Raw genomic sequence first — 19,297 nt, 5'->3', positions numbered from 1 at the left:
CGAACGATACCTTGCTCAACACGACCTGTTACTACAGTACCACGGCCCTGGATTGAGAATACATCTTCGATTGGCAGGATGAACGGCTTGTCGATAGCACGCTCTGGCTCTGGGATGTAGTTGTCCAGCGCTTCAGCCAGCTCAACAATTTTCTCTTCCCACTGAGCTTCGCCATTCAGCGCGCCCAGAGCAGAACCCATGATTACTGGGCAATCGTCGCCTGGGAAGTCGTACTCAGACAGAAGTTCACGCACTTCCATCTCAACCAGCTCCAGCAGCTCTTCGTCATCAACCATGTCACACTTGTTCATGAACACGATGATGTAAGGGATACCAACCTGACGACCCAGCAGGATGTGCTCACGCGTCTGTGGCATTGGGCCATCAGTCGCAGCAACAACCAGGATACCACCGTCCATCTGAGCAGCACCGGTGATCATGTTTTTCACGTAGTCGGCGTGTCCTGGGCAGTCAACGTGCGCGTAGTGGCGAGTCGGAGTATCGTACTCTACGTGAGAAGTAGAGATAGTGATACCACGCTCACGCTCTTCTGGCGCATTATCGATAGATGCGAAGTCACGCGCAGAACCGCCGTATACTTTAGACAAAGTAGTACAGATTGCAGCAGTCAGAGTGGTTTTACCGTGGTCAACGTGGCCGATAGTACCAACGTTAACGTGCGGTTTCGTACGTTCAAATTTTTCTTTAGACACGATCGTGTTCCTTCCTAGTTGTGATTCGCCCCACATATTGGTGGGACGCGTCAGAAGTTGTATTTTATGCGGCAACCGAAGCTGACGCAATATTTCTGCTAATGTTTAGCCGCGTTCAGCGATGATTCCATCGGCGATATTCTTCGGAACTTCAGCATATTCGCTGAACTCCATTGAATAGGAAGCACGGCCTTGGGTAGCAGAACGAAGATCCGTTGCGTAACCAAACATCTCAGAAAGCGGAACATGGGCACGGATAATCTTAAGCCCAGCAGGGCCTTCATCCATACCGCCAATGATGCCGCGACGACGGTTTAAATCGCCAACTACATCACCCATCCAGTCTTCCGGAGTGGTTACTTCAACTTTCATCATAGGTTCAAGAATAACTGGTTGCGCATCAAGTGCCCCCTTCCTGAACGCCATAGAACCGGCGATCTTAAACGCCATTTCGCTCGAGTCAACATCGTGGTATGAACCATCGAACAGCGTCGCTTTGACGTCCAGTACCGGATAACCGGCAAGCACACCATTTTTCATCTGCTCTTCGATACCTTTGGCAACTGCACCGATATATTCTCTCGGCACTGTGCCACCGACGACTTCGTCTACAAAGACGAAACCTGCATTCGGCTCGGAAGGCTCAATCTTCAGCCAGACGTGACCGTACTGGCCGCGACCACCAGATTGACGTACGAACTTTCCTTCCACTTCCGTTTTACCACGGATAGTTTCACGGAAAGCAACCTGAGGCTTACCAACGTTACATTCAACGCTGAACTCACGCTTCATACGGTCAACGATGATATCCAGATGAAGCTCACCCATACCCGAAATCAGGGTTTGGCCAGATTCTTCATCGGTTTCTACCCGGAATGATGGATCTTCTGCAGCCAGTTTACCCAGTGCAATACCCATTTTTTCCTGGTCGGCTTTCGACCTTGGTTCAACAGCAATCTGAATCACTGGCTCTGGGAATTCCATCCGCTCCAGAATCACTTTGTGTTCTGGGTCGCACAGAGTATCACCGGTAGTAACGTTCTTCAGGCCAATTGCTGCCGCGATGTCGCCAGCTCGAACTTCTTTAATTTCTTCACGCTTATTGGAGTGCATCTGAACGATACGGCCAAAGCGCTCACGCTTATCTTTCACCGTGTTGTAGACGCTATCGCCTGAATTCACAACACCGGAATAAACACGCATAAATGTCAGAGTGCCTACGAACGGGTCGGTTGCGATCTTAAACGCCAGCGCAGCGAAAGGTTCTTCATCGCTTGAGTGGCGGATCACTTCATTGCCATCCATATCTTCACCACGGATTGCTTTTACTTCCGTTGGTGATGGCAAGAATTCCACAACCGCATCCAGTACAGCCTGAACACCTTTGTTCTTAAATGCAGAGCCGCAGGTTGCCAGTACGATTTCATTGTTCAGCGTACGTTGGCGCAGACCGGCTTTGATTTCATCTTCTGACAAGGTACCTTCTTCCAGGTACTTATCCATCAGCTCTTCTGATGCCTCAGCCGCTGACTCAACCAGATTCGTGTGCCATTCTTCGGCCAGCTCTTGCATGTCTGCCGGAATATCTTCATAAGTGAAGCTCATGCCCTGATCGGCTTCATTCCAGTTGATCGCTTTCATTTTAATCAGGTCGATCACACCTTTGAATTCTTCTTCCGCACCAATATTCAGCTGAATAGGTACTGGATTTGCACCAAGACGAACTTTGATTTGCTCAACCACACGCAGGAAATCAGCACCTGCACGGTCCATCTTGTTGACGAAGACCATACGCGGTACTTCGTATTTGTCAGCCTGACGCCATACTGTCTCAGACTGAGGTTCAACACCGGATGAGCCACAGAAAACAACCACTGCACCATCAAGTACGCGTAGGGAACGCTCTACTTCGATAGTGAAATCAACGTGTCCTGGGGTGTCGATAATATTGATGCGATGCTCAGGAAACTGAGCGTCCATACCACGCCAGAAGGTTGTAGTGGCAGCAGAGGTTATGGTAATCCCACGCTCCTGCTCCTGTTCCATCCAGTCCATGGTAGCTGCACCATCGTGTACTTCACCAATTTTATGGGAAAGACCTGTGTAAAACAGGATACGCTCGGTCGTGGTTGTTTTACCGGCGTCTACGTGAGCGCAAATACCGATGTTACGGTAACGCTCAATAGGAGTTTTGCGAGCCACGGTTGAATCCTCTTACTAAGGTTATCCTTAGAAAATGGTACGGGCGCAGCAGGCCAAGCCTGCTGCGCCCATTCGCTAATAATGAAATTACCAGCGGTAGTGTGCGAACGCTTTGTTCGCTTCTGCCATACGGTGAACGTCTTCACGTTTCTTAACAGCAGAACCTTTGTTGTCGGCAGCGTCCAGCATTTCAGCAGCCAGGCGAGCAGCCATAGATTTTTCACCACGCTTACGCGCAGCTTCAACCAACCAACGCATAGCCAGAGCATTACGACGCACAGGACGTACTTCTACTGGTACCTGGTAAGTTGAACCACCTACACGGCGAGATTTAACTTCTACCGCTGGGCGAACGTTATCAAGAGCTTTTTCAAAAATTGACAGGTGCTCTTCACCAGAGCGCTCAGCCATTGAATCCAGTGCAGTGTAAACAATTTTCTCTGCAGTAGATTTCTTACCGTCAACCATCAGGATGTTGACGAATTTTGCCAGCAATTCAGATTTGAACTTAGGATCTGGAAGGATCTTACGCTGACCAATTACGCGACGACGTGGCATGGAAATTCTCCGTTGTCTTCTTCAGGTTTTATCCAAAACTTTTCAGTTTTTTCAAAATTACAAATAATTTAGTGTTTGGCCTTACTTAACGGATTCCATTAAGACTTAGGACGCTTCACACCGTACTTAGAACGACCTTGTTTACGGTCGTTAACACCCGCACAGTCAAGTGCACCACGAACAGTGTGGTAACGAACACCTGGAAGGTCTTTAACACGACCACCACGGATAAGAACAACACTGTGCTCTTGCAGGTTGTGGCCTTCACCGCCGATGTATGACGTTACTTCAAAACCATTGGTCAGACGTACACGACATACTTTACGCAGTGCGGAGTTTGGTTTTTTTGGAGTAGTAGTGTATACACGAGTACATACACCACGTTTTTGTGGACACGCTTCTAGCGCAGGCACGTTGCTCTTAACAACTTGCTTTGCACGTGGTTTGCGTACCAGCTGGTTAATAGTTGCCATTAAATAGCTCCTGATTATTTACTTTCGTAAAGGTGAAAAATCTGCCTCCCAACAACAGGAGGACGCGAAATTTTAGGCGTCGGACTATAAGGTGTCAAGATATATACAGCGATCACATCTATGATCATTTCTTAACCACCCTCTTTCCGGCCGGTTGAATCCTTTTTAACCGCGTTTATTCAGGCCCATTTCATGCAGTTAGGATGACGTACCGTCAACTCCACCAACATGTTGTGATCAATCACATCCACATCCGCGGCAACCCGCCCTGCCAGGCCTCTCGCCAGTAAATCCGTCTCCAGTACGTACACGGCCGCCGCTTGTTTCAATGCAGATTCAAGCTGACCCGGTGAGGTGGCGGCGACAACGCCGTCTTGCAGCAACACAATTTCATCACCGGGTAAAAGTTGAGCAACGCACTGCTGTAAAGCCCGATTTTGAAAAGGAGAAGAAAAAATCATGTGTAACATAGAAAGTCCTGAAAACTGCACGCAGCATAAGTCACCGAGAAACTAGTAACTGAGAATTTTCTGGCAACGGTGAAGTCTTGCGGTCAGATCCTGCGGAGAAAGCAGTTCCGCCTCGATCAGCAAATCATCCAGTGTGAGCCCGCGCTCCGCCATTGACTCGCGGCACACAAACACATCTTCAAGATCATACAGTGGCAGCATTTTAAAGGCGGCACTGTATTCACGCCCCAGCACCGCCGCACCCTGCTGGCCTTTAAGCAGTTGCCATACCCCATCGCCAATAAAGAATAATTGCAACTCTTCACTGTAAGCAGAAGTTGCCAGTACGGCATCTAATCCTTCACGGCCGCTGTTGAGACCCTGTGGTACGGTGGTGAAAACAAATCCGACAGACATAATACTTTCCGGGATAATTAAAACTGAATCACGCGATCAGCACTCAATAACACTTCGGCCAGCCCGCCCAGCCCGGCCTGTTCAAAGCCAGCGGCCAGATTATGACCAGGCAGCGCATGCTGGCTGGCTTCGAGTTCGCTGACCACCCCGCGGCGCAACGCTGCGGCAACACAGGTTTGCAACTCGACCTGATGCTCACGGCCCAGTAGCTGCCAGGCGGCCAGTAAGTCAAACTCATCCGACGCCGGTGCGGCCAGTGCAGAACCGTTGTGAACTCCATCCTGATAGAAAAATACCCGTTGCAATCTGTGCCCATTGGCAATAACGGCCTGAGCAAACTGATAAGCACTGCGTGCATTCTGCGACCCGTAGGCCGGCCCATCGACCACCAGGGCAAACGTCAGGCTCATTTTTCGCCATCCTCCGTTTTGCGCTGGCGTATATATAAGTAGACAGTGTGTTTGGAGATATTCAGGCGGTCAGCAACCCGGTTGATGGCATCTTTAATATCGAAGATCCCTTTGTCGTACAGCTCCATCACTATCTGACGGTTTTTGGCATTATTCGAGACATTCTTGTCGGCATTGATTTCTTCGATCGTGCGCTCAACCGTCTGATCCACCAGCTCATCAACGTCGCTGGCAAAATTCACGCTGGAAGCGGCCTGCTTGGCCTCATCGGTTGGCATGAAGGATTGCAGAATCTGGGAAAAAGGAGCATCCAGGTTAACGTTGATACACAGCAAACCTATGATATTGTCGTCGGCATTGCGAATCGCAATCGTGATGGACTTCATCAATGCGCCACCCTTGGCACGGGTGAAATAGGCCCGGGAGAAATTGCGCTCTGACCCTTCAATGTCACGCAGCATGCGCAAAGCCAGATCAGTAATAGGCGAACCCACTTTGCGGCCGGTATTTTCACCGTTGGCAATTTTGATCGCCGAGGTATTCAGATCGGCCAGTGAATGCAGCACTATTTCACAAAAAGGCCCAATCAGGGTAGCCAGTCCATCAACCACGGCTTCGTATGAGCGTAATATAACAAAGTCGTGCTCAGTAAAAGTACGGGTCTCTATTAAGTCACTTTCCACCATGACTTCAGTGCCAAAGTTATCGGTCGATACCACTTTCAGTCTTCCTTGCTTGTTCCCGCTCCACTGTTGTTGAAGGCAAGCTTCGATTTAAACGAAACGGGGAAAAATTCAATTCTTGCTTGCAAGTTTATCAGAATATGAAAACAGGTCTTCAGAAAATGAAATCTGCAGCGCACAAAAATGATCCTAAATCAGCGCTATAAATGCAAAAAGCCCAGCATCAGCCGGGCTTGAATGTCTTATTAAACGCAATGCTTACTGCTCTGCAGTGGCTTCTGCGTTCTGATCCGCTTTGACGATATCCAGCAGCTCAACCTCAAACACCAGGGTAGAGTTTGCCGGAATACTTGGGTTGGCTTGCGAACCGTAAGCCAGCTCTGGCGGGATAACAAACTTGAACTTAGAACCGACCGGCATCAGCTGCACACCTTCAGTCCAGCCCGGAATCACCTGATTAAGCGGGAAAGTGGCCGGTTGATTACGCTTATATGAGCTGTCAAATTCCGTGCCGTCAATCAGTGTACCGCTATAGTGCACTTGCACTGTATCGGTTGCTTTTGGCATCTCGCCGTTACCTTCAGTCTCAACCTGATACAGCAGGCCAGATTCGGTTTTCTTCACGCCTTCTTGTTTTTCGAAATCAGCACGGAAGTCATCACCGGCTTTGGTGTTTTTTTCAGCTTCTTCTTTGGCTTTGCTCGCCATCATGTCAGAGACACGCTGATCCAGATCCTGCAACGCCTGCTGTGTTTCTTCCTGGCTCATACGGCTGTTACCGGCAAAGACATCGCTCACCCCAGCCAGTACATCTTCTTTTTTCAGATCCAGACCCAGCTCTTTTTGCTGTTCCAGGTTAGCTGACAGATATTGCGCCAGTGAAGCCCCGATAGCATAAGCCGCTTTCTGATCATCAGACTCGAATGCCTTTGTATCTGTCGCAGCCTGCTGCTCAACTGCCACTGGTTCAGCCGTCTCTGCCGGTGCTGACGTTTTCTCATCCTGACAGCCTACCGCCAGCAGAATTGTTGCTGCCAACACAGACATTTTTAGAACTGGTTTCAGAACTGGTTTCATGTATCTCTCCATTTATTCAGAGTCTAAGCTCTTAATTTTACGCAAGGTTCTACACAGCTATGTTAAAACCATGCCATATCAATATACTAATACCAACTATTTTCTTACCGTCATTCACTGCGTCGGACACAAATGCGTCACAGTCGGGACGCAATAGTCTTAAAACGGAAAGTACGATCCATGCGCCAATCATTTTTAGCAGCAACTTTCATTCTGGCACTCTTTACGCTGGCCGGTTGTGATATTTCCGGCCCGGAACGCCAGCGCTGGGATCTGGCCGCTGACGGTGCCACCACATTCAGCCTGAGCCGGGATGGCCGCTTTGCGCTATTTTATTCCGTCCAACAAGGTATCGTGCTCTGGGATCTACAGCAAAACAAAAAGTTAGCTGATTTAGGTTCTCAAGATCCACATCACACAACAGTGACAAACGGCGAGATATCCGACAATCAGCGATTTGCCATTACAGTAACCGCACAAAACTTTGCGGTATGGGATCTGGCCTGGGGTCAGGCACAGGGATTATGGTCTGTCTCTGACGGCATCATACGTGATGCGGCGATCGCCAATGACGGCAAACAGGTACTGCTGGCACTGTCAAACGGCAAAGCGCTGTTCGTCGACTTGGGCAACGGAAGACGACTGGAGTTCCTTGCCCACAGAGAAAAAGTCAATGCCGTCGCCCTCTCCCCTAACGGCCGTTATGCCCTTTCCGGTGGGGATGACAATCTGGCCTACCTCTGGGATACGGACAGCGGCCAGATTCTTTACCGGTTTGAGCACCCGACGCGAGTCAACCAGGTCGCGCTGCAGCGAGACGGCAAGCTGGCTTTCACCGCAGACAACGGTAACCAGGCGTTTCTCTGGGATTTGTCCGACGGCCAGAAACAGTCGGCACTGGCCATTCGCCTGAGGCAGCAAAACTTTTCCAGTTCACGTTTTTCTGATGACGGCAGCTTTCTGGCAACAGGTACCCCTTCCAAACGGGTAGAGCTGTGGAACACTTCAACCGGCGAAAGAGAAGCTTACTGGAAAGCCGCTACACAAGAAAACGAGCGTCCGGGGTCGGCGGTGGTGTATGATGTCGCCATCACACCAGACGGTGACGTTCGCTCAGGCAGCTCAGCCGGCATCGCCCAGGACTGGTATATCACTGACTGAACACAGTAAACAGCAGCCGACATTGACAATGACAGATATCGAACAAAAGCTACAGACTCAGATTGATGAGCTGGAAATGAAGCAGGCTTTTCAGGAACAGACCATTGAAGAGCTAAATAGTGCATTGACCCAGCAGCAGTTTCTGCTCGACAAACTGCTGGTACAGGTACGCTATTTAGCAGGCAAAGTGCAAGGCTCTCAGGCGTCCAATATCGCCAGTGAAAGTGAAGAGACCCCGCCACCGCATTACTGATGCCGCGCAGAAGGCACTGATAAACTGATGATACAAAAACGGGAAGCCTGAGCTTCCCGTTTTTGTCGTCATGACAAGATGACTTAGTGGTTGCAGCAACCGCCATCATGGTCGTGATCGTGGTCATGACCGCCTTCCTGATGGATATGGCCGTGAGCAACCTCATCTTCGGTCGCCGCACGAGTAGCAACGATTTCAACGTTGAAAGTCAACGTCTGACCCGCCAGCATGTGGTTACCGTCAACCACCACTTCATCACCATCCACTTCGGTCACTTCAACAGGGATAGGACCCTGATCCGTATCCGCCAGGAAGCGCATTCCCACAGTAATTTCATCCACACCCTGGAAGACTTCAGCCGGTACTCGCTGAACCATTTCTTCATGGTGTTCGCCATACGCGTCTTCTGGCGCCACAGTCACTTCGAACTTATCGCCAACTTCACGACCTTCCAGTGCATTTTCCAGACCAACGATCAGGTTGTTATGGCCATGCAGGTAATCAAGCGGCGCCTCAGTGGTTGACTCGTCAACAACGACGCCCTCTTCAGTTTTCACTTGATAAGCCAGGCTTACTACTGTGTCTTTAGCGACTTTCATGTTTACTCCGAATTTGAGCAGGGATTTAATCCGCCATCATACCGGATCTGCCCGCTATGACGCCAATTTTGTTCGTGCCGGCGATTTTACTCCGGCTTGAAAATGCCGATCACCTGTTCTGATGTCGAGCCCGCAACATGTTTGCTGTCTTCAACCGATTTAGGCAGGCGCGTATCGGTATGATGGCAAGCCACACACTCGACTTTCTCTACTTCATTTTCCAGCCACCAGCGAAGGGTGTCTTGCTGCTGGCACGCCGGGCATACCGCCCCGGCGATAAAACGTTTCTTACTCATGGTTCCTTTCCTGCTACTGCCAGGTTCTGTTAATCCGAGGGCCGGTCAGTCCCAGCCATTGTGTCGCTCACGTTCGCCCCGCATTTCCCGATCGAAGATCTCTTCCAGCTCTTTACGGGCTTCTCTGGCCCGGGTGGCTAAGTGGACATCTTCCGAATGCTGGGGTAACAAGTCCCGCAAGGCGGTGGTATCTAATTTGCGAAAATGTGCTTCTGCCCGTTTGGCTTTGTAGGGGTGCATACCCAGTGCAACCAGAGCCTGGCGCCCCAGATCCAGCGCGCCGGCAAAGGTCTCACGAGAAAACCTGTCCACCCCGTGGCTGAGCAACTGATGCGCTTCCACCCGGCTGCGGGCGCGTGCCAGTATTTTCAGGCGCGGGAAATGTTGCTGACAAAGGACAACCACCTGCATCACCTCTTCCGGATTGTCGGTACAGATAATGATAGCTTCTGCTTTTTCTGCGCCGGCCGCACGCAGTAAATCGAGCTGGCTGGCATCGCCATAATACACCTTATAGCCAAACTTACGCAGGAACTGAATCTGACTTGGATCCCGTTCTAATATAGTGACCCGGATTTTATTGGCAAACAGCAGCCTGCCGACGACCTGACCAAAACGGCCAAACCCGGTAATGATCACCCTGGGTTCGCGATCGATCACATCGGATTCTGGTTCATCACTGGCTTCAGCCTTAAAAGTACGTATGAACCATTTATCCTGCAAACGTAAGATCAAAGGCGTGGTCATCATAGACAGACTCACCACCACCAGTAAGAAACTGCTCAAATCCGCCTCTAACAACCCTTCGCTGCGTGCAGCAGTAAAGAGTACAAAAGCAAATTCACCGCCCTGACTGAGAATGGCCGCCATCTGGCTGCGCGACTTGGCCTGAATACCGAACAAGCGAGCCAGCAGATATAGGATTAAACCCTTAACCGTCACCAAAGCCACCACAGCCGCGAGAATTTGTAACGGGTATTCCAGCAGCAGGCCGAGATTGACCGCCATACCAACTGAGATAAAGAACAACCCAAGCAGCAGTCCTTTAAACGGCTCGATGGCGATTTCAAGCTCATGGCGGTATTCGCTTTCCGCCAGCAGCACCCCGGCCAGAAAGGTGCCAAGAGCCATAGACAGGCCGAGGATTTCCATGCCCAGAGCAATACCTATCACCAGCAGCAAAGCCGTGACGGTAAAGAGCTCACGTACCCCGGACATCACGACCCAGCGAAACAACGGTCGCAGGAGAAAATGGCCGCCGACCAGCAACACGGCTATGCCTGCCACCATGGCGCCCAAATCCAGCCAGGTGCCGCCATCGCTGCCTGCCAGCAGAGGCAACACCGCCAGCATAGGGATCACGGCGATATCCTGAAACAACAGCACAGCAAAGCCGGATTGCCCGGTTTGCGAGCCGCCTATGCCCTGCTCTTCAATGATCCGCAGTGCTATCGCGGTGGAAGATAACGCCAGCCCCATACCTATCACCAGGGCTACCCGCCAATCCACCGCTCCGACGAATTGCCCGCACAAGAGCACCAGAGAGGCAATTACTAAACTGGTCAGTACCACCTGACTGCCGCCTAAGCCCAAAATGGGTTGTCGCATCTGCCAGAGTTTGCTGGGGTTCAGCTCCAGTCCAATCAAAAACAGCAGCAGAACGACCCCGAACTCGGAAAAATGCAGCACTTCCTCCACATCATTGATCAGCCCCAGCCCCCAGGGACCAATGCCGATCCCGGCCAGCAGATAGCCCAAAACCGACCCCAGCCCGAGGCGCTGGGCAACAGGCACAGCCACAACGGCCGCCGCCAGAAACACCACACCGGCACTCAATACATCAGACGCCATAACGCTTCTCCCTGTCGGCGCCTGTCTCAGCCAATGGTGAGAGCAGCCACTCCCGGTACAACTGCGCATGTTCGCGCCGTTCAGCATCCGGCACCCGTCGTGCCCAGTGCAGCACCAGCGGCGGTATCCAGTGCATCTGGCACAGCTCGGCAGTGAGTTCAAACGGTTTCAGGATGTCGCCCACACTGCTGCGGTTATAACCATCCGGCGTGTAGGCTTCGGCTGCCCCGCCCGTAGTGATCACTGAACGCCAGTATTTGCCCTTGGTGGCCTTGCCATCCCCGTGGGCGAACCCTTTGCTGAGCACCACATCAATCCATTCCTTGAGCAGCGAAGGGCATGAGTACATATAAAGAGGGTGCTGAAAAACCAAAATATCATGCTGAGCCAGCAAGGCACGTTCATAAGTGATATCGATGAAAAAATCCGGGTACTTGCCGTACAGATCGTGAAATGTCACATGAGACAGGTTAGCCACTGTCGATAGCATGGCTTTATTGGCAACAGACGCATCGGGGTCCGGATGCGCGTAAATCAGCAGAATGCGTGGTGGGGCGTGCTCCATAGGCCTGGTCCTCATTTCCCTGAGTAACATCATGAGCATTAACGGGATGTCCCGGCTCTTGAAACATCATACCGAATTCTGACGCCAAAAGATCGCTTAATTCCTGAGATTTCAACAGCAAAATAATGCGCTGCCCATTCCCGGGTCTTCGGCCTTGTTCGCAGTTAACCGAGGTTTAGTATAGACTGCCGCACCAGAAACCTATTTGTTGTGGAGCGGCAACAGCCGGTAGTAACAGGCGATGATCACTTTTTCTGATATTCAATTACTCAGGGGCGGAAATGTCCTTTTAGATCAGGCAACTGCCACTATTCATCCTGGCGATAAAGTCGGGCTGGTGGGCAAGAATGGCTGTGGCAAATCCACCCTGTTTTCGCTGATCAAAAACGAGCTGACCGTCGATGCCGGACAACATTCTGTTCCATCGCACTGGGAACTGGCCTGGGTAGCACAGGAAACACCGGCTTTAGAACGTACCGCACTGGATTATGTGATTGACGGTGACCGGGAATACCGCCAGCTGGAGCAGGCTCTGCAGGCGGCAGAACAGGCCGATGACGGCAACAAAGTGGCCCTGCTGCACGACAAGCTCGACGCCATTGGCGGTTACAGCATCAAAGCCCGGGCATCCGAGCTGCTCGATGGTCTGGGCTTTTCGCAAGCCCAGATGGAGTGGAACCTGACGCAGTTTTCCGGTGGCTGGCGGATGCGCCTTAATCTTGCCCAGGCCCTGCTGTGCCGTTCCGATTTACTGCTGCTTGATGAGCCGACTAACCACCTGGATCTGGATGCCGTACTGTGGCTGGAAAAATGGCTGCAGAATTACCGGGGCACCCTGGTACTGATTTCGCACGACCGCGATTTTCTCGATCCTGTGGTCGGGCGCATTATTCATGTCGAAAACCAGCGTCTGAACGAATACACAGGCAACTACTCATCGTTTGAAAACCAGCGGGCGGAAAAACTGGTTCTGCAACAGTCGATGTATCAGAAGCAGCAAAAGCAAATGTCGCACATGCAGTCCTATATCGATCGCTTCCGCTATAAAGCCAGCAAGGCCCGGCAGGCACAAAGCCGGATCAAGGCGCTGGAGCGGCTGGAAAAAGTGCTGCCGGCCCAGTTCGACAACCCGTTCAACTTTGAATTCCGCGAGCCGGACTCGCTGCCTAACCCGATTATGATGATGGATCAGGTCGCGGCCGGTTATAGTGACACCCCCATTCTGGATAAGATCCGCCTTAATCTGGTACCGGGCAGCCGGATTGGTCTGCTGGGCCGTAACGGTGCCGGTAAATCCACCCTGATCAAATTACTCTCAGGTGAACTGGCGGTACAGGCCGGCGAGCTGACGTACTCGCAAGGGGTGAAAATTGGTTATTTTGCCCAGCACCAGTTGGAAACCCTGCGCCTGGATGAAACCCCGCTCCAGCACATGAACCGCCTGGCCCCTGAGGCAACAGAACAGCAACTGCGCGACTACCTCGGCAGTTTTGGCTTCAAAGGCGACAAGGCACTGGATCTGGTCGGCCCCTTTTCAGGGGGAGAAAAAGCCCGCCTGGTACTGGCACTGATCGTGTGGCAACGCCCGAACCTGCTGCTGCTTGATGAACCGACCAACCACCTGGATCTCGACATGCGCCAGGCGCTGACGCTGGCCCTGCAGTCCTTTGAAGGGGCGATGGTCATCGTCAGCCACGACCGCTATCTGCTACGCGCGACCACAGACGATTTGTATCTGGTGCATGACAGAAAAGTTGAACCGTTCGACGGCGATCTCAATGATTACCACAAGTGGCTGGCAGAGCAGCAGCGCAGTGAGCGCCGCGAGCAGCAAGCCAGTAAGCCGGACACCGCCAGCAAAGACAACAGTGCCGCTTCACGCAAAGAGCTGAAACGCCTGGAAGCTGAGTTCCGCAAACAAACCGCACCACTGCGCAAGCAGGTTGACAAACTGGAAGCGAAGATGGAAAAGCTCAGCCAGTCACTGGCGACAGCGGAAGCCGCCTTGTCTGATGCCAGCATCTATGAAGCGGACAACAAAGCACGACTGAACCAGACCTTGCTTGACCAGAGTCAGGCCAAAGCTGCACTGGAAGAGGTTGAGATGGAATGGATGGAACTGCATGAGCAGTTGGAAAGTATGGAACAGGAATTCAATGTCAAATTCTGAACACACCACACGTCAGCCTTTTCAGCCTGATCAGTTCTGGCGTTTCTGTCTGCAGCACTACAGCCTGGGCGGCGTCAGCCAGGCCTGCCTGCAACTTCAGGACGATTTCCGTGGCAACGTTAATCTGGCCCTGTTATTGCTCTGGCTCGACAGCCAGCAGTACTCATTGTCAGAGACAGAAATCCGCCAGCTGGATAAAGCACTGGCCGCGAGCGACAGCCAGCTCAAAGCCTACCGCCAGTTGCGCCGCGCGCTGAAACCTCAGCTGGATCAGCCTGGTTATCAGCAGATGCTGGACTTTGAGCTGCTGCTGGAACAAAGCCAGCAGCAGGATCTGATTCGCTGTCTGAACCATCAGGCGCAGCAGGCCAGAGCCGCGTTGCCGCCGCCAGCCGACAACCTGGGCCAGTACTGCCAGCATCTGAATGCCGCCAGCCTGACAGCAGCGATTCGCGGCTGACCACCGTGGTGAAAGCTGTATGATCAAGGCAGCCCGGCTGCCTTACCATATCATCACCACACAACCTGCGGTCAGCGCTCCCATCACCAGATTGAATATCCGTCTGGCTTTCGGCTGGTTCAGCCAGCGGCCAATCATGGTGCCAAATCCGGCCCAGAGTGAGACGCAGGGAAAGCCCACCACAAAGAAAATCAGGGCGACCGCCGCCGCTGACAGCCAGTACCCTTCCCCGCTCATGGTAAAGGTACTGATCGCGGTCACCGACATCATCCAGGCTTTAGGGTTAACATACTGGAACAGAGCCGCCGCGAGAAAAGGCATAGGTCTGGCGTCATTGTCTTCAGCCTGAACCCTGCCCCCGGAAGAGGCAATCTTCCAGGCCAGATACAGCAAATAGCCACTGCCCAGCCAGCGCAGGGCTTCATGCAGCACAGGGTATCGCACGAAAAGCACCCCCAGCCCAGCCGCTACCAGCAGAATCATACTCACCAGCCCCCCGCCAATGCCCAGCATGTGCGGCACAGTGCGCCAGTAACCAAAATTAGCCCCTGAGGCCGTCACCATCATATTGTTCGGCCCGGGTGTCCCGGTCATAGTGGCCGCAAATGCGGCCAGAGACATCAAAAATTGCCATTCCAGGTTCATCTGCCACTCCGTGATTCACGCCTTATTGTATCGATACAATTTCAACTTTCACTTGCTTTAACCACGCCAAAGCGGTCAAAATGCAGACTACCAAGGGTGTAATTTGCGATCAAAGGATTTATTGTCACCATGACAATCGAGACCATTCAGCAAGATTTCTTCGAAAGGTGTGACGATGGGCTGCCAAAATACCGTCGCCTGGCCGAAACCATGGCACATCTGATTGAATCCGGCCTGCTGACAGCTGGCAGCAAGCTGCCGACGCACAGAGCCATGGCCGATAAACTGCAGGTGACGGTCGGGACCATTACCCGCGCCTATGCCGAAGCCGAACGCCGGGGGCTGGTGGAAGCCAGGGTGGGAGCCGGCACTTATGTCTGCCAGAGTAACCGTCCGGGCTGGGTATTCAGTTACCCCTCTCAGGCACCCGATGAGTGCAATTTTGGCTATAACATCCCGCCTTATCTCGACAGATCAGCGCCGCTGGCACAGGCCATGCAGACACTCGCACAGCAAGCGGATCAGCTCAACCACCTGATGCTGTATCAGGATCCGCAAGGGTTGAGCGAACACAGAGACGTGATTTGCCACTGGCTCAACCGCCATGGCATTCTGCTCGACCCGGCGCGTATGCATTTCACCTCCGGCGCGCAGCATGCCATTCAGCTGGTGCTGTCTGTGTTCTGCCGCAGCGGCGATACTCTGCTGACCGAGCAAGTGGTCTATCCCGGCTTTCTCGGGCTGGCCCGTCAGATGCAGCTTAATGTCAAAGCGGTGGAAATGGATCAGCAAGGCCTGATACCCGAGAGTCTGGATACCGCCTGTCGCCTGTATCAGCCGCGGATGCTTTACTGCACGCCTACCCTGCAAAATCCGACAACGGCAGTCATGAGCCGGGAAAGGCGCGAAGCGATTCTGGCGGTGTGCCGCCGCCATCAGGTACTGGTGATTGAAGATGATGTCAATGGCCTGCTGCCTGTCGACGCCCCGCCGCCGATGGTCAACCTCGACAGTGAGCAGGTGATCCACTTCGGCAGCCTGTCTAAATGCCTCGCCCCTGGTTTACGACTGGGTTATATCCAGGTGCCGGGCAAACATCAGGACAGACTGAACACGGCGCTGCACCATCACTGCCTGATGATCAGCCCGCTGCTCAGTGCTCTGGCCTGCGAGCTGATCCACCGGGGCGATGCCGATCGGCTGCTGACCGCGATCCGGGAAGACATAGCCCAGCGAAAATTGTTGCTCGACCGCTATCTGCACTCTTATCACATTCAGCATCACGCGCAGAGCTTCCATGCCTGGCTCACCTTGCCGGACAACTGGCGGTTGAGTGATTTTGTCGCCGCAGCGCAAGCCAGAGAGGTGATAGTCAAATCGGCTGAGCTGTTTACGCCGCCGGGCAGCACCATACCCCAGGCTGTGCGTCTGGCCATCAGCGCGCCGCACAGTCATGATAAACTGGAACAAGGTCTGGCAATCCTTGCTGAGCTGCTGGCTCAGGAGCCATACCCTGATTTTCCGCTGTGAGAGAGAAACTGATGCATCATTTTAAGCCCGCCGCTGGCCTGCGTAACGCCCATATACAAACCATTCTGCCGCGGATTATCCGTCGTCAGGCCCGGTTCGAGCCGCTGACAGAGCGGATTCAGACCCCGGATGATGATTTTCTCGATCTGGTCTGGACCGGCACACCGTCTCACCATCCGGCGCACAAGCCTGTCATGATCCTCTTTCACGGCCTGGAAGGCAGTTTTCGCAGCCCTTACGCCCACAGCCTGCTGTTTGCCGCCAAACAGCAGGGATGGCTGGGGGTGATGATGCATTTTCGCGGCTGCAGCGGCGAAATTAACCGTCAGGCGAGAAGCTATCATTCGGGGGAAACCTCAGACGCCACCTTATTTATCCGCCTCCTGCGTGAGCGCTTTCCCCACAATCCCCTGCTGGCGGTCGGTGTCTCGCTGGGCGGGAACATGCTGGTCAATTATCTTGCCGAAACCGGCGCCGCGTCGGAACTCACTGCCGCTCAGGTCATCTCACCGCCCTTGGATCTGGCGGCCTGCTCTGACCGGATACAGCAAGGGTTTTCGCGTGTCTACCAGCGCTACCTGCTGGGCTCTATGAAAAAAAATGTGCTGAAAAAAATGGCGTCATTACCGGATACTCTGCCATTTCAGGCCGATCAGATTACATCGCTACGCTCGCTGCGCCAGTTTGACGATGCCGTCACCGCACCCTTGCATGGTTTCAGCAATGCCGAGGATTACTACCTGCGCTGCAGCGGACTGGGCAAACTGGCCCTGGTCACGACGCCGTTGCGGGTGATTCATGCCGCCGACGATCCCTTTATGACCAAGGCCGTGATACCCAGACAACCGCTGCCGCCGCACATTGACTATCACCTGACCCGGCATGGCGGCCACGTAGGATTTATCAGCGGCAGTTGGCGGGCGCCGAGCTTCTGGCTGGATCACACAGTGCCGGCCTGGTTCAGGGACAAACTGGGGGCATAACAAAACAACGCCTGCAAGCAGGCGTTGTTTTGTCAGTATTAACCTATCTTACCTGTGTCAATTAACTGCTGGATGAGTGGCCGCATGATCAGCTCCATCGCAAAGCTCATTTTACCGCCCGGCACCACCAGGGTATTGTGGCGCGACATAAACGATCCCTGAATCATCGCCAGCAGATACGGAAAATCCACGTTTTTGATGCCGCGAAAACGGATCACCACAAAACTCTCGTCCAGACTGGGGATCGCTTTGGCACTGACAGGGTTCGAGGTATCCACCGTCGGCACACGCTGAAAGTTGATATGGGTACGGGAGAACTGTGGCGTGATGTAATTCAGGTAATCATCCATCGAGCGAACAATGGACTCCATCACCGCCTCGCGGGAATGGCCGCGATCCCGGGTATCACGGACGATTTTCTGAATCCACTCCAGGTTAACAATAGGCACCATGCCAATCAGCAGATCCACATGCTGTGCCACGTTGACATCACCGTCCACCACACCGCCATGAAGCCCTTCATAAAACAGCAGGTCGGTATTTTCCGGCAAATCCTGCCAGGGGGTGAATGTGCCCGGCATCTGGTTATACGGCACGGCCTCGTCAAAGGTGTGCAGGTAACGGCGAAACTTGCCGCTGCCGTCTTCGCCATACTGGCGGAAAAAGTTGCCCAACTGAGCAAAGTCGTTGGCCTGCGGGCCAAAATAACTGATATGACGGCCTTGCTCTTTGGCTTTACGGATCTCCACATCCATTTCAGGACGGGTGAACCGGTGGAAACTGTCCCCTTCCAGCCAGGCCGCATGAATGTTCAACATGTTAAACATTTTACGGAAGGCTTCCGAGGTGGTGGACGTTCCTGCTCCGGAGGAACCTGTTACTGCAATGATCGGGTGTTTTGCAGACATGACATACCTTGTCGTTAATCCTAACGGAATCAGTTAGTAACAGGGCCAGAGAAAGCAGTCAAGTTTCACGGGCCCGTTCATCGGCGTCAGCTTCCGTTTTCTGCTGCCGCTTTTCATTATGGCAGCTTTATTCTGCGCTCAGTGAACGGCGCAGTTTAATATCAACCGTCTCATGGAGTTCAGAGAACATAATCACGGCCTCGCCGCTGTCCAGTTGCTGCCTGACTCTGGCGACTTTCTGTTCCAGACTCAGCTCGCGTTCGCCATAGTCCGTACCTTCGCGCAGAACAAAGTGTTCTATCAAATTATCGAGTGTCTCGGGATCCAATTCTTGCCAGGGGATGATCATACTACTCACCGAAAAATAAGGGGGAAAACCGGCACGGCTTTCCCGAAACACCATTAAGCGGCGACGATTTCATAAGAATGTGTCAGCGTGACACCTTTGCCCAGCATCAGGCACACAGAGCAATATTTTTCCAGCGAATCACCGACCGCTTTGGCCACCAGCGCTTCATCAAGATCATGGCCTGTCACCACGAAATGCAGATTGACCGAGGTAAAATAACGCGGTGCCTGCTCGCGGCGCTCTGAGGTCATGTTTGCTTCGCAGGCCGTGATGGCCTGGCCGGCACTTTTCAGGCCGTCGACCACATCGACGGAGCTGCAACCGCCCGCTGCCATCAGCACCAGTTCCATCGGACTCGGTGCCGTATTGCCGCCGTTGCCGTCCATGACCACACTGTGGCCAGAGTTTGACTGGCCGACAAAAGTCAAACCTTCTACCCATTTAACACGTGATTGCATGCGATGCTCCTTACTACTCAAACCCGCATTTAAAAACTAAGTCACAACTGTGTGATCATGTGCACAGTAAAGCGTCCAAAATGTGCA

The 19,297-nt window shown here is 52.9% G+C and carries 23 protein-coding genes; 6 read left to right on the top strand and 17 right to left on the bottom strand.

What is annotated here, in order from left to right:
* The 9 genes from Q4491_RS05660 to fkpA all read right to left on the bottom strand — a co-directional run.
* Window positions 1–713: elongation factor Tu (locus Q4491_RS05660; RefSeq protein ID WP_303455601.1), on the bottom strand; the 713-nt coding region annotated here is incomplete at its 3' end.
* A gap of 105 nt (window positions 714–818) precedes the next feature.
* Window positions 819–2,915: an elongation factor G gene (gene fusA, locus Q4491_RS05655; RefSeq protein ID WP_192015910.1), complete on the bottom strand. Its 2,097-nt coding sequence runs from the start codon at window positions 2,913–2,915 to the stop codon at window positions 819–821.
* An 87-nt stretch (window positions 2,916–3,002) separates the two neighbouring features.
* Window positions 3,003–3,473, bottom strand: coding sequence for a 30S ribosomal protein S7 (rpsG, locus tag Q4491_RS05650; RefSeq protein ID WP_027250668.1), 471 nt, complete (start codon window positions 3,471–3,473; stop codon window positions 3,003–3,005).
* Window positions 3,474–3,571: 98 nt separating this feature from the next.
* Window positions 3,572–3,946: a 30S ribosomal protein S12 gene (gene rpsL, locus Q4491_RS05645; RefSeq protein WP_004399892.1), complete on the bottom strand. Its 375-nt coding sequence runs from the start codon at window positions 3,944–3,946 to the stop codon at window positions 3,572–3,574.
* A 179-nt stretch (window positions 3,947–4,125) separates the two neighbouring features.
* Window positions 4,126–4,416: a sulfurtransferase complex subunit TusB gene (gene tusB / locus Q4491_RS05640; protein WP_192015911.1), complete on the bottom strand. Its 291-nt coding sequence runs from the start codon at window positions 4,414–4,416 to the stop codon at window positions 4,126–4,128.
* A 42-nt stretch (window positions 4,417–4,458) separates the two neighbouring features.
* On the bottom strand, window positions 4,459–4,815 hold the full coding sequence (gene tusC, locus Q4491_RS05635) for a sulfurtransferase complex subunit TusC (RefSeq protein ID WP_192016095.1): 357 nt from the start codon (window positions 4,813–4,815) through the stop codon (window positions 4,459–4,461).
* Window positions 4,816–4,829: 14 nt separating this feature from the next.
* Window positions 4,830–5,222 carry a sulfurtransferase complex subunit TusD gene (tusD, locus tag Q4491_RS05630; RefSeq protein ID WP_192015912.1) on the bottom strand — a complete coding sequence of 131 codons (393 nt, stop codon included), beginning with the start codon at window positions 5,220–5,222 and terminating at the stop codon, window positions 4,830–4,832.
* A complete protein-coding gene (locus tag Q4491_RS05625; RefSeq protein WP_120513808.1) occupies window positions 5,219–5,941 on the bottom strand; it encodes a transcriptional regulator in 723 nt (240 codons plus the stop codon). Before Q4491_RS05625 ends, tusD begins: the two co-directional genes overlap by 4 nt.
* Window positions 5,942–6,163: 222 nt before the next feature.
* Window positions 6,164–6,970: an FKBP-type peptidyl-prolyl cis-trans isomerase gene (gene fkpA, locus Q4491_RS05620; RefSeq protein ID WP_303455619.1), complete on the bottom strand. Its 807-nt coding sequence runs from the start codon at window positions 6,968–6,970 to the stop codon at window positions 6,164–6,166.
* Window positions 6,971–7,162: 192 nt separating this feature from the next.
* Here fkpA and Q4491_RS05615 point away from each other — a divergent pair, with 192 nt between their 5' ends.
* The gene (locus Q4491_RS05615; RefSeq protein ID WP_303455591.1) at window positions 7,163–8,143 is read left to right on the top strand and encodes a WD40 repeat domain-containing protein; all 981 of its coding nucleotides are present in this window, start codon (window positions 7,163–7,165) and stop codon (window positions 8,141–8,143) included.
* Window positions 8,144–8,171: 28 nt separating this feature from the next.
* The gene (locus Q4491_RS05610; protein WP_192015914.1) at window positions 8,172–8,396 is read left to right on the top strand and encodes a SlyX family protein; all 225 of its coding nucleotides are present in this window, start codon (window positions 8,172–8,174) and stop codon (window positions 8,394–8,396) included.
* 83 nt (window positions 8,397–8,479) lie between these two features.
* On the opposite strand, the gene slyD is transcribed toward Q4491_RS05610, so the two are convergent.
* The 4 genes from slyD to kefG all read right to left on the bottom strand — a co-directional run bounded on the left by slyD (window position 8,480) and on the right by kefG (window position 11,707).
* Window positions 8,480–8,995 (bottom strand): peptidylprolyl isomerase, encoded by a 516-nt coding sequence (gene slyD, locus Q4491_RS05605; RefSeq protein WP_192015915.1) that lies wholly within the window; start codon window positions 8,993–8,995, stop codon window positions 8,480–8,482.
* Window positions 8,996–9,081: 86 nt separating this feature from the next.
* Window positions 9,082–9,291 (bottom strand): YheV family putative zinc ribbon protein, encoded by a 210-nt coding sequence (locus Q4491_RS05600; RefSeq protein WP_027250660.1) that lies wholly within the window; start codon window positions 9,289–9,291, stop codon window positions 9,082–9,084.
* A 45-nt stretch (window positions 9,292–9,336) separates the two neighbouring features.
* On the bottom strand, window positions 9,337–11,142 hold the full coding sequence (gene kefB / locus Q4491_RS05595) for a glutathione-regulated potassium-efflux system protein KefB (RefSeq protein WP_192015916.1): 1,806 nt from the start codon (window positions 11,140–11,142) through the stop codon (window positions 9,337–9,339).
* Complete coding sequence (gene kefG / locus Q4491_RS05590; protein WP_303455585.1) at window positions 11,132–11,707, bottom strand: glutathione-regulated potassium-efflux system ancillary protein KefG; 576 nt, start codon at window positions 11,705–11,707, stop codon at window positions 11,132–11,134. Before kefG ends, kefB begins: the two co-directional genes overlap by 11 nt.
* 241 nt (window positions 11,708–11,948) lie before the next feature.
* Here kefG and Q4491_RS05585 point away from each other — a divergent pair, with 241 nt between their 5' ends.
* Both Q4491_RS05585 and Q4491_RS05580 read left to right on the top strand, forming a co-directional pair.
* Entirely contained in the window at window positions 11,949–13,877 is a 1,929-nt protein-coding gene (locus Q4491_RS05585) for an ABC transporter ATP-binding protein (protein WP_192015918.1), read from the top strand.
* On the top strand, window positions 13,864–14,337 hold the full coding sequence (locus tag Q4491_RS05580) for a TIGR02444 family protein (protein WP_192015919.1): 474 nt from the start codon (window positions 13,864–13,866) through the stop codon (window positions 14,335–14,337). Before Q4491_RS05585 ends, Q4491_RS05580 begins: the two co-directional genes overlap by 14 nt.
* 42 nt (window positions 14,338–14,379) lie before the next feature.
* Here Q4491_RS05580 and Q4491_RS05575 read toward each other — a convergent pair whose 3' ends face one another.
* A complete protein-coding gene (locus Q4491_RS05575) occupies window positions 14,380–14,982 on the bottom strand; it encodes a LysE family translocator (RefSeq protein ID WP_303455581.1) in 603 nt (200 codons plus the stop codon).
* Window positions 14,983–15,111: 129 nt separating this feature from the next.
* Between Q4491_RS05575 and Q4491_RS05570 the strand changes: the two genes are divergently transcribed.
* Window positions 15,112–16,512, top strand: coding sequence for a PLP-dependent aminotransferase family protein (locus tag Q4491_RS05570; protein ID WP_303455578.1), 1,401 nt, complete (start codon window positions 15,112–15,114; stop codon window positions 16,510–16,512).
* An 11-nt stretch (window positions 16,513–16,523) separates the two neighbouring features.
* Window positions 16,524–17,495 carry a hydrolase gene (locus Q4491_RS05565; protein WP_303455576.1) on the top strand — a complete coding sequence of 324 codons (972 nt, stop codon included), beginning with the start codon at window positions 16,524–16,526 and terminating at the stop codon, window positions 17,493–17,495.
* 38 nt (window positions 17,496–17,533) lie between these two features.
* Here the strand turns inward: Q4491_RS05565 and Q4491_RS05560 are convergent, their stop codons facing one another.
* The 3 genes from Q4491_RS05560 to Q4491_RS05550 all read right to left on the bottom strand — a co-directional run bounded on the left by Q4491_RS05560 (window position 17,534) and on the right by Q4491_RS05550 (window position 19,210).
* Entirely contained in the window at window positions 17,534–18,403 is an 870-nt protein-coding gene (locus Q4491_RS05560; protein ID WP_027250653.1) for a phosphoribulokinase, read from the bottom strand.
* A 127-nt stretch (window positions 18,404–18,530) separates the two neighbouring features.
* A complete protein-coding gene (locus Q4491_RS05555) occupies window positions 18,531–18,752 on the bottom strand; it encodes a YheU family protein (RefSeq protein WP_192015923.1) in 222 nt (73 codons plus the stop codon).
* A 53-nt stretch (window positions 18,753–18,805) separates the two neighbouring features.
* Entirely contained in the window at window positions 18,806–19,210 is a 405-nt protein-coding gene (locus Q4491_RS05550; protein WP_027250651.1) for an OsmC family protein, read from the bottom strand.
* Window positions 19,211–19,297 lie beyond the last annotated feature (87 nt).

Origin of the sequence: Photobacterium sp. 2_MG-2023 (assembly GCF_030547675.1) — a bacterium.
Lineage (GTDB): Bacteria > Pseudomonadota > Gammaproteobacteria > Enterobacterales > Vibrionaceae > Photobacterium > Photobacterium arenosum.
The sequence above is the reverse complement of the archived record's forward strand: the minus strand, read 5'-3'. Positions and strand labels throughout refer to the sequence as shown.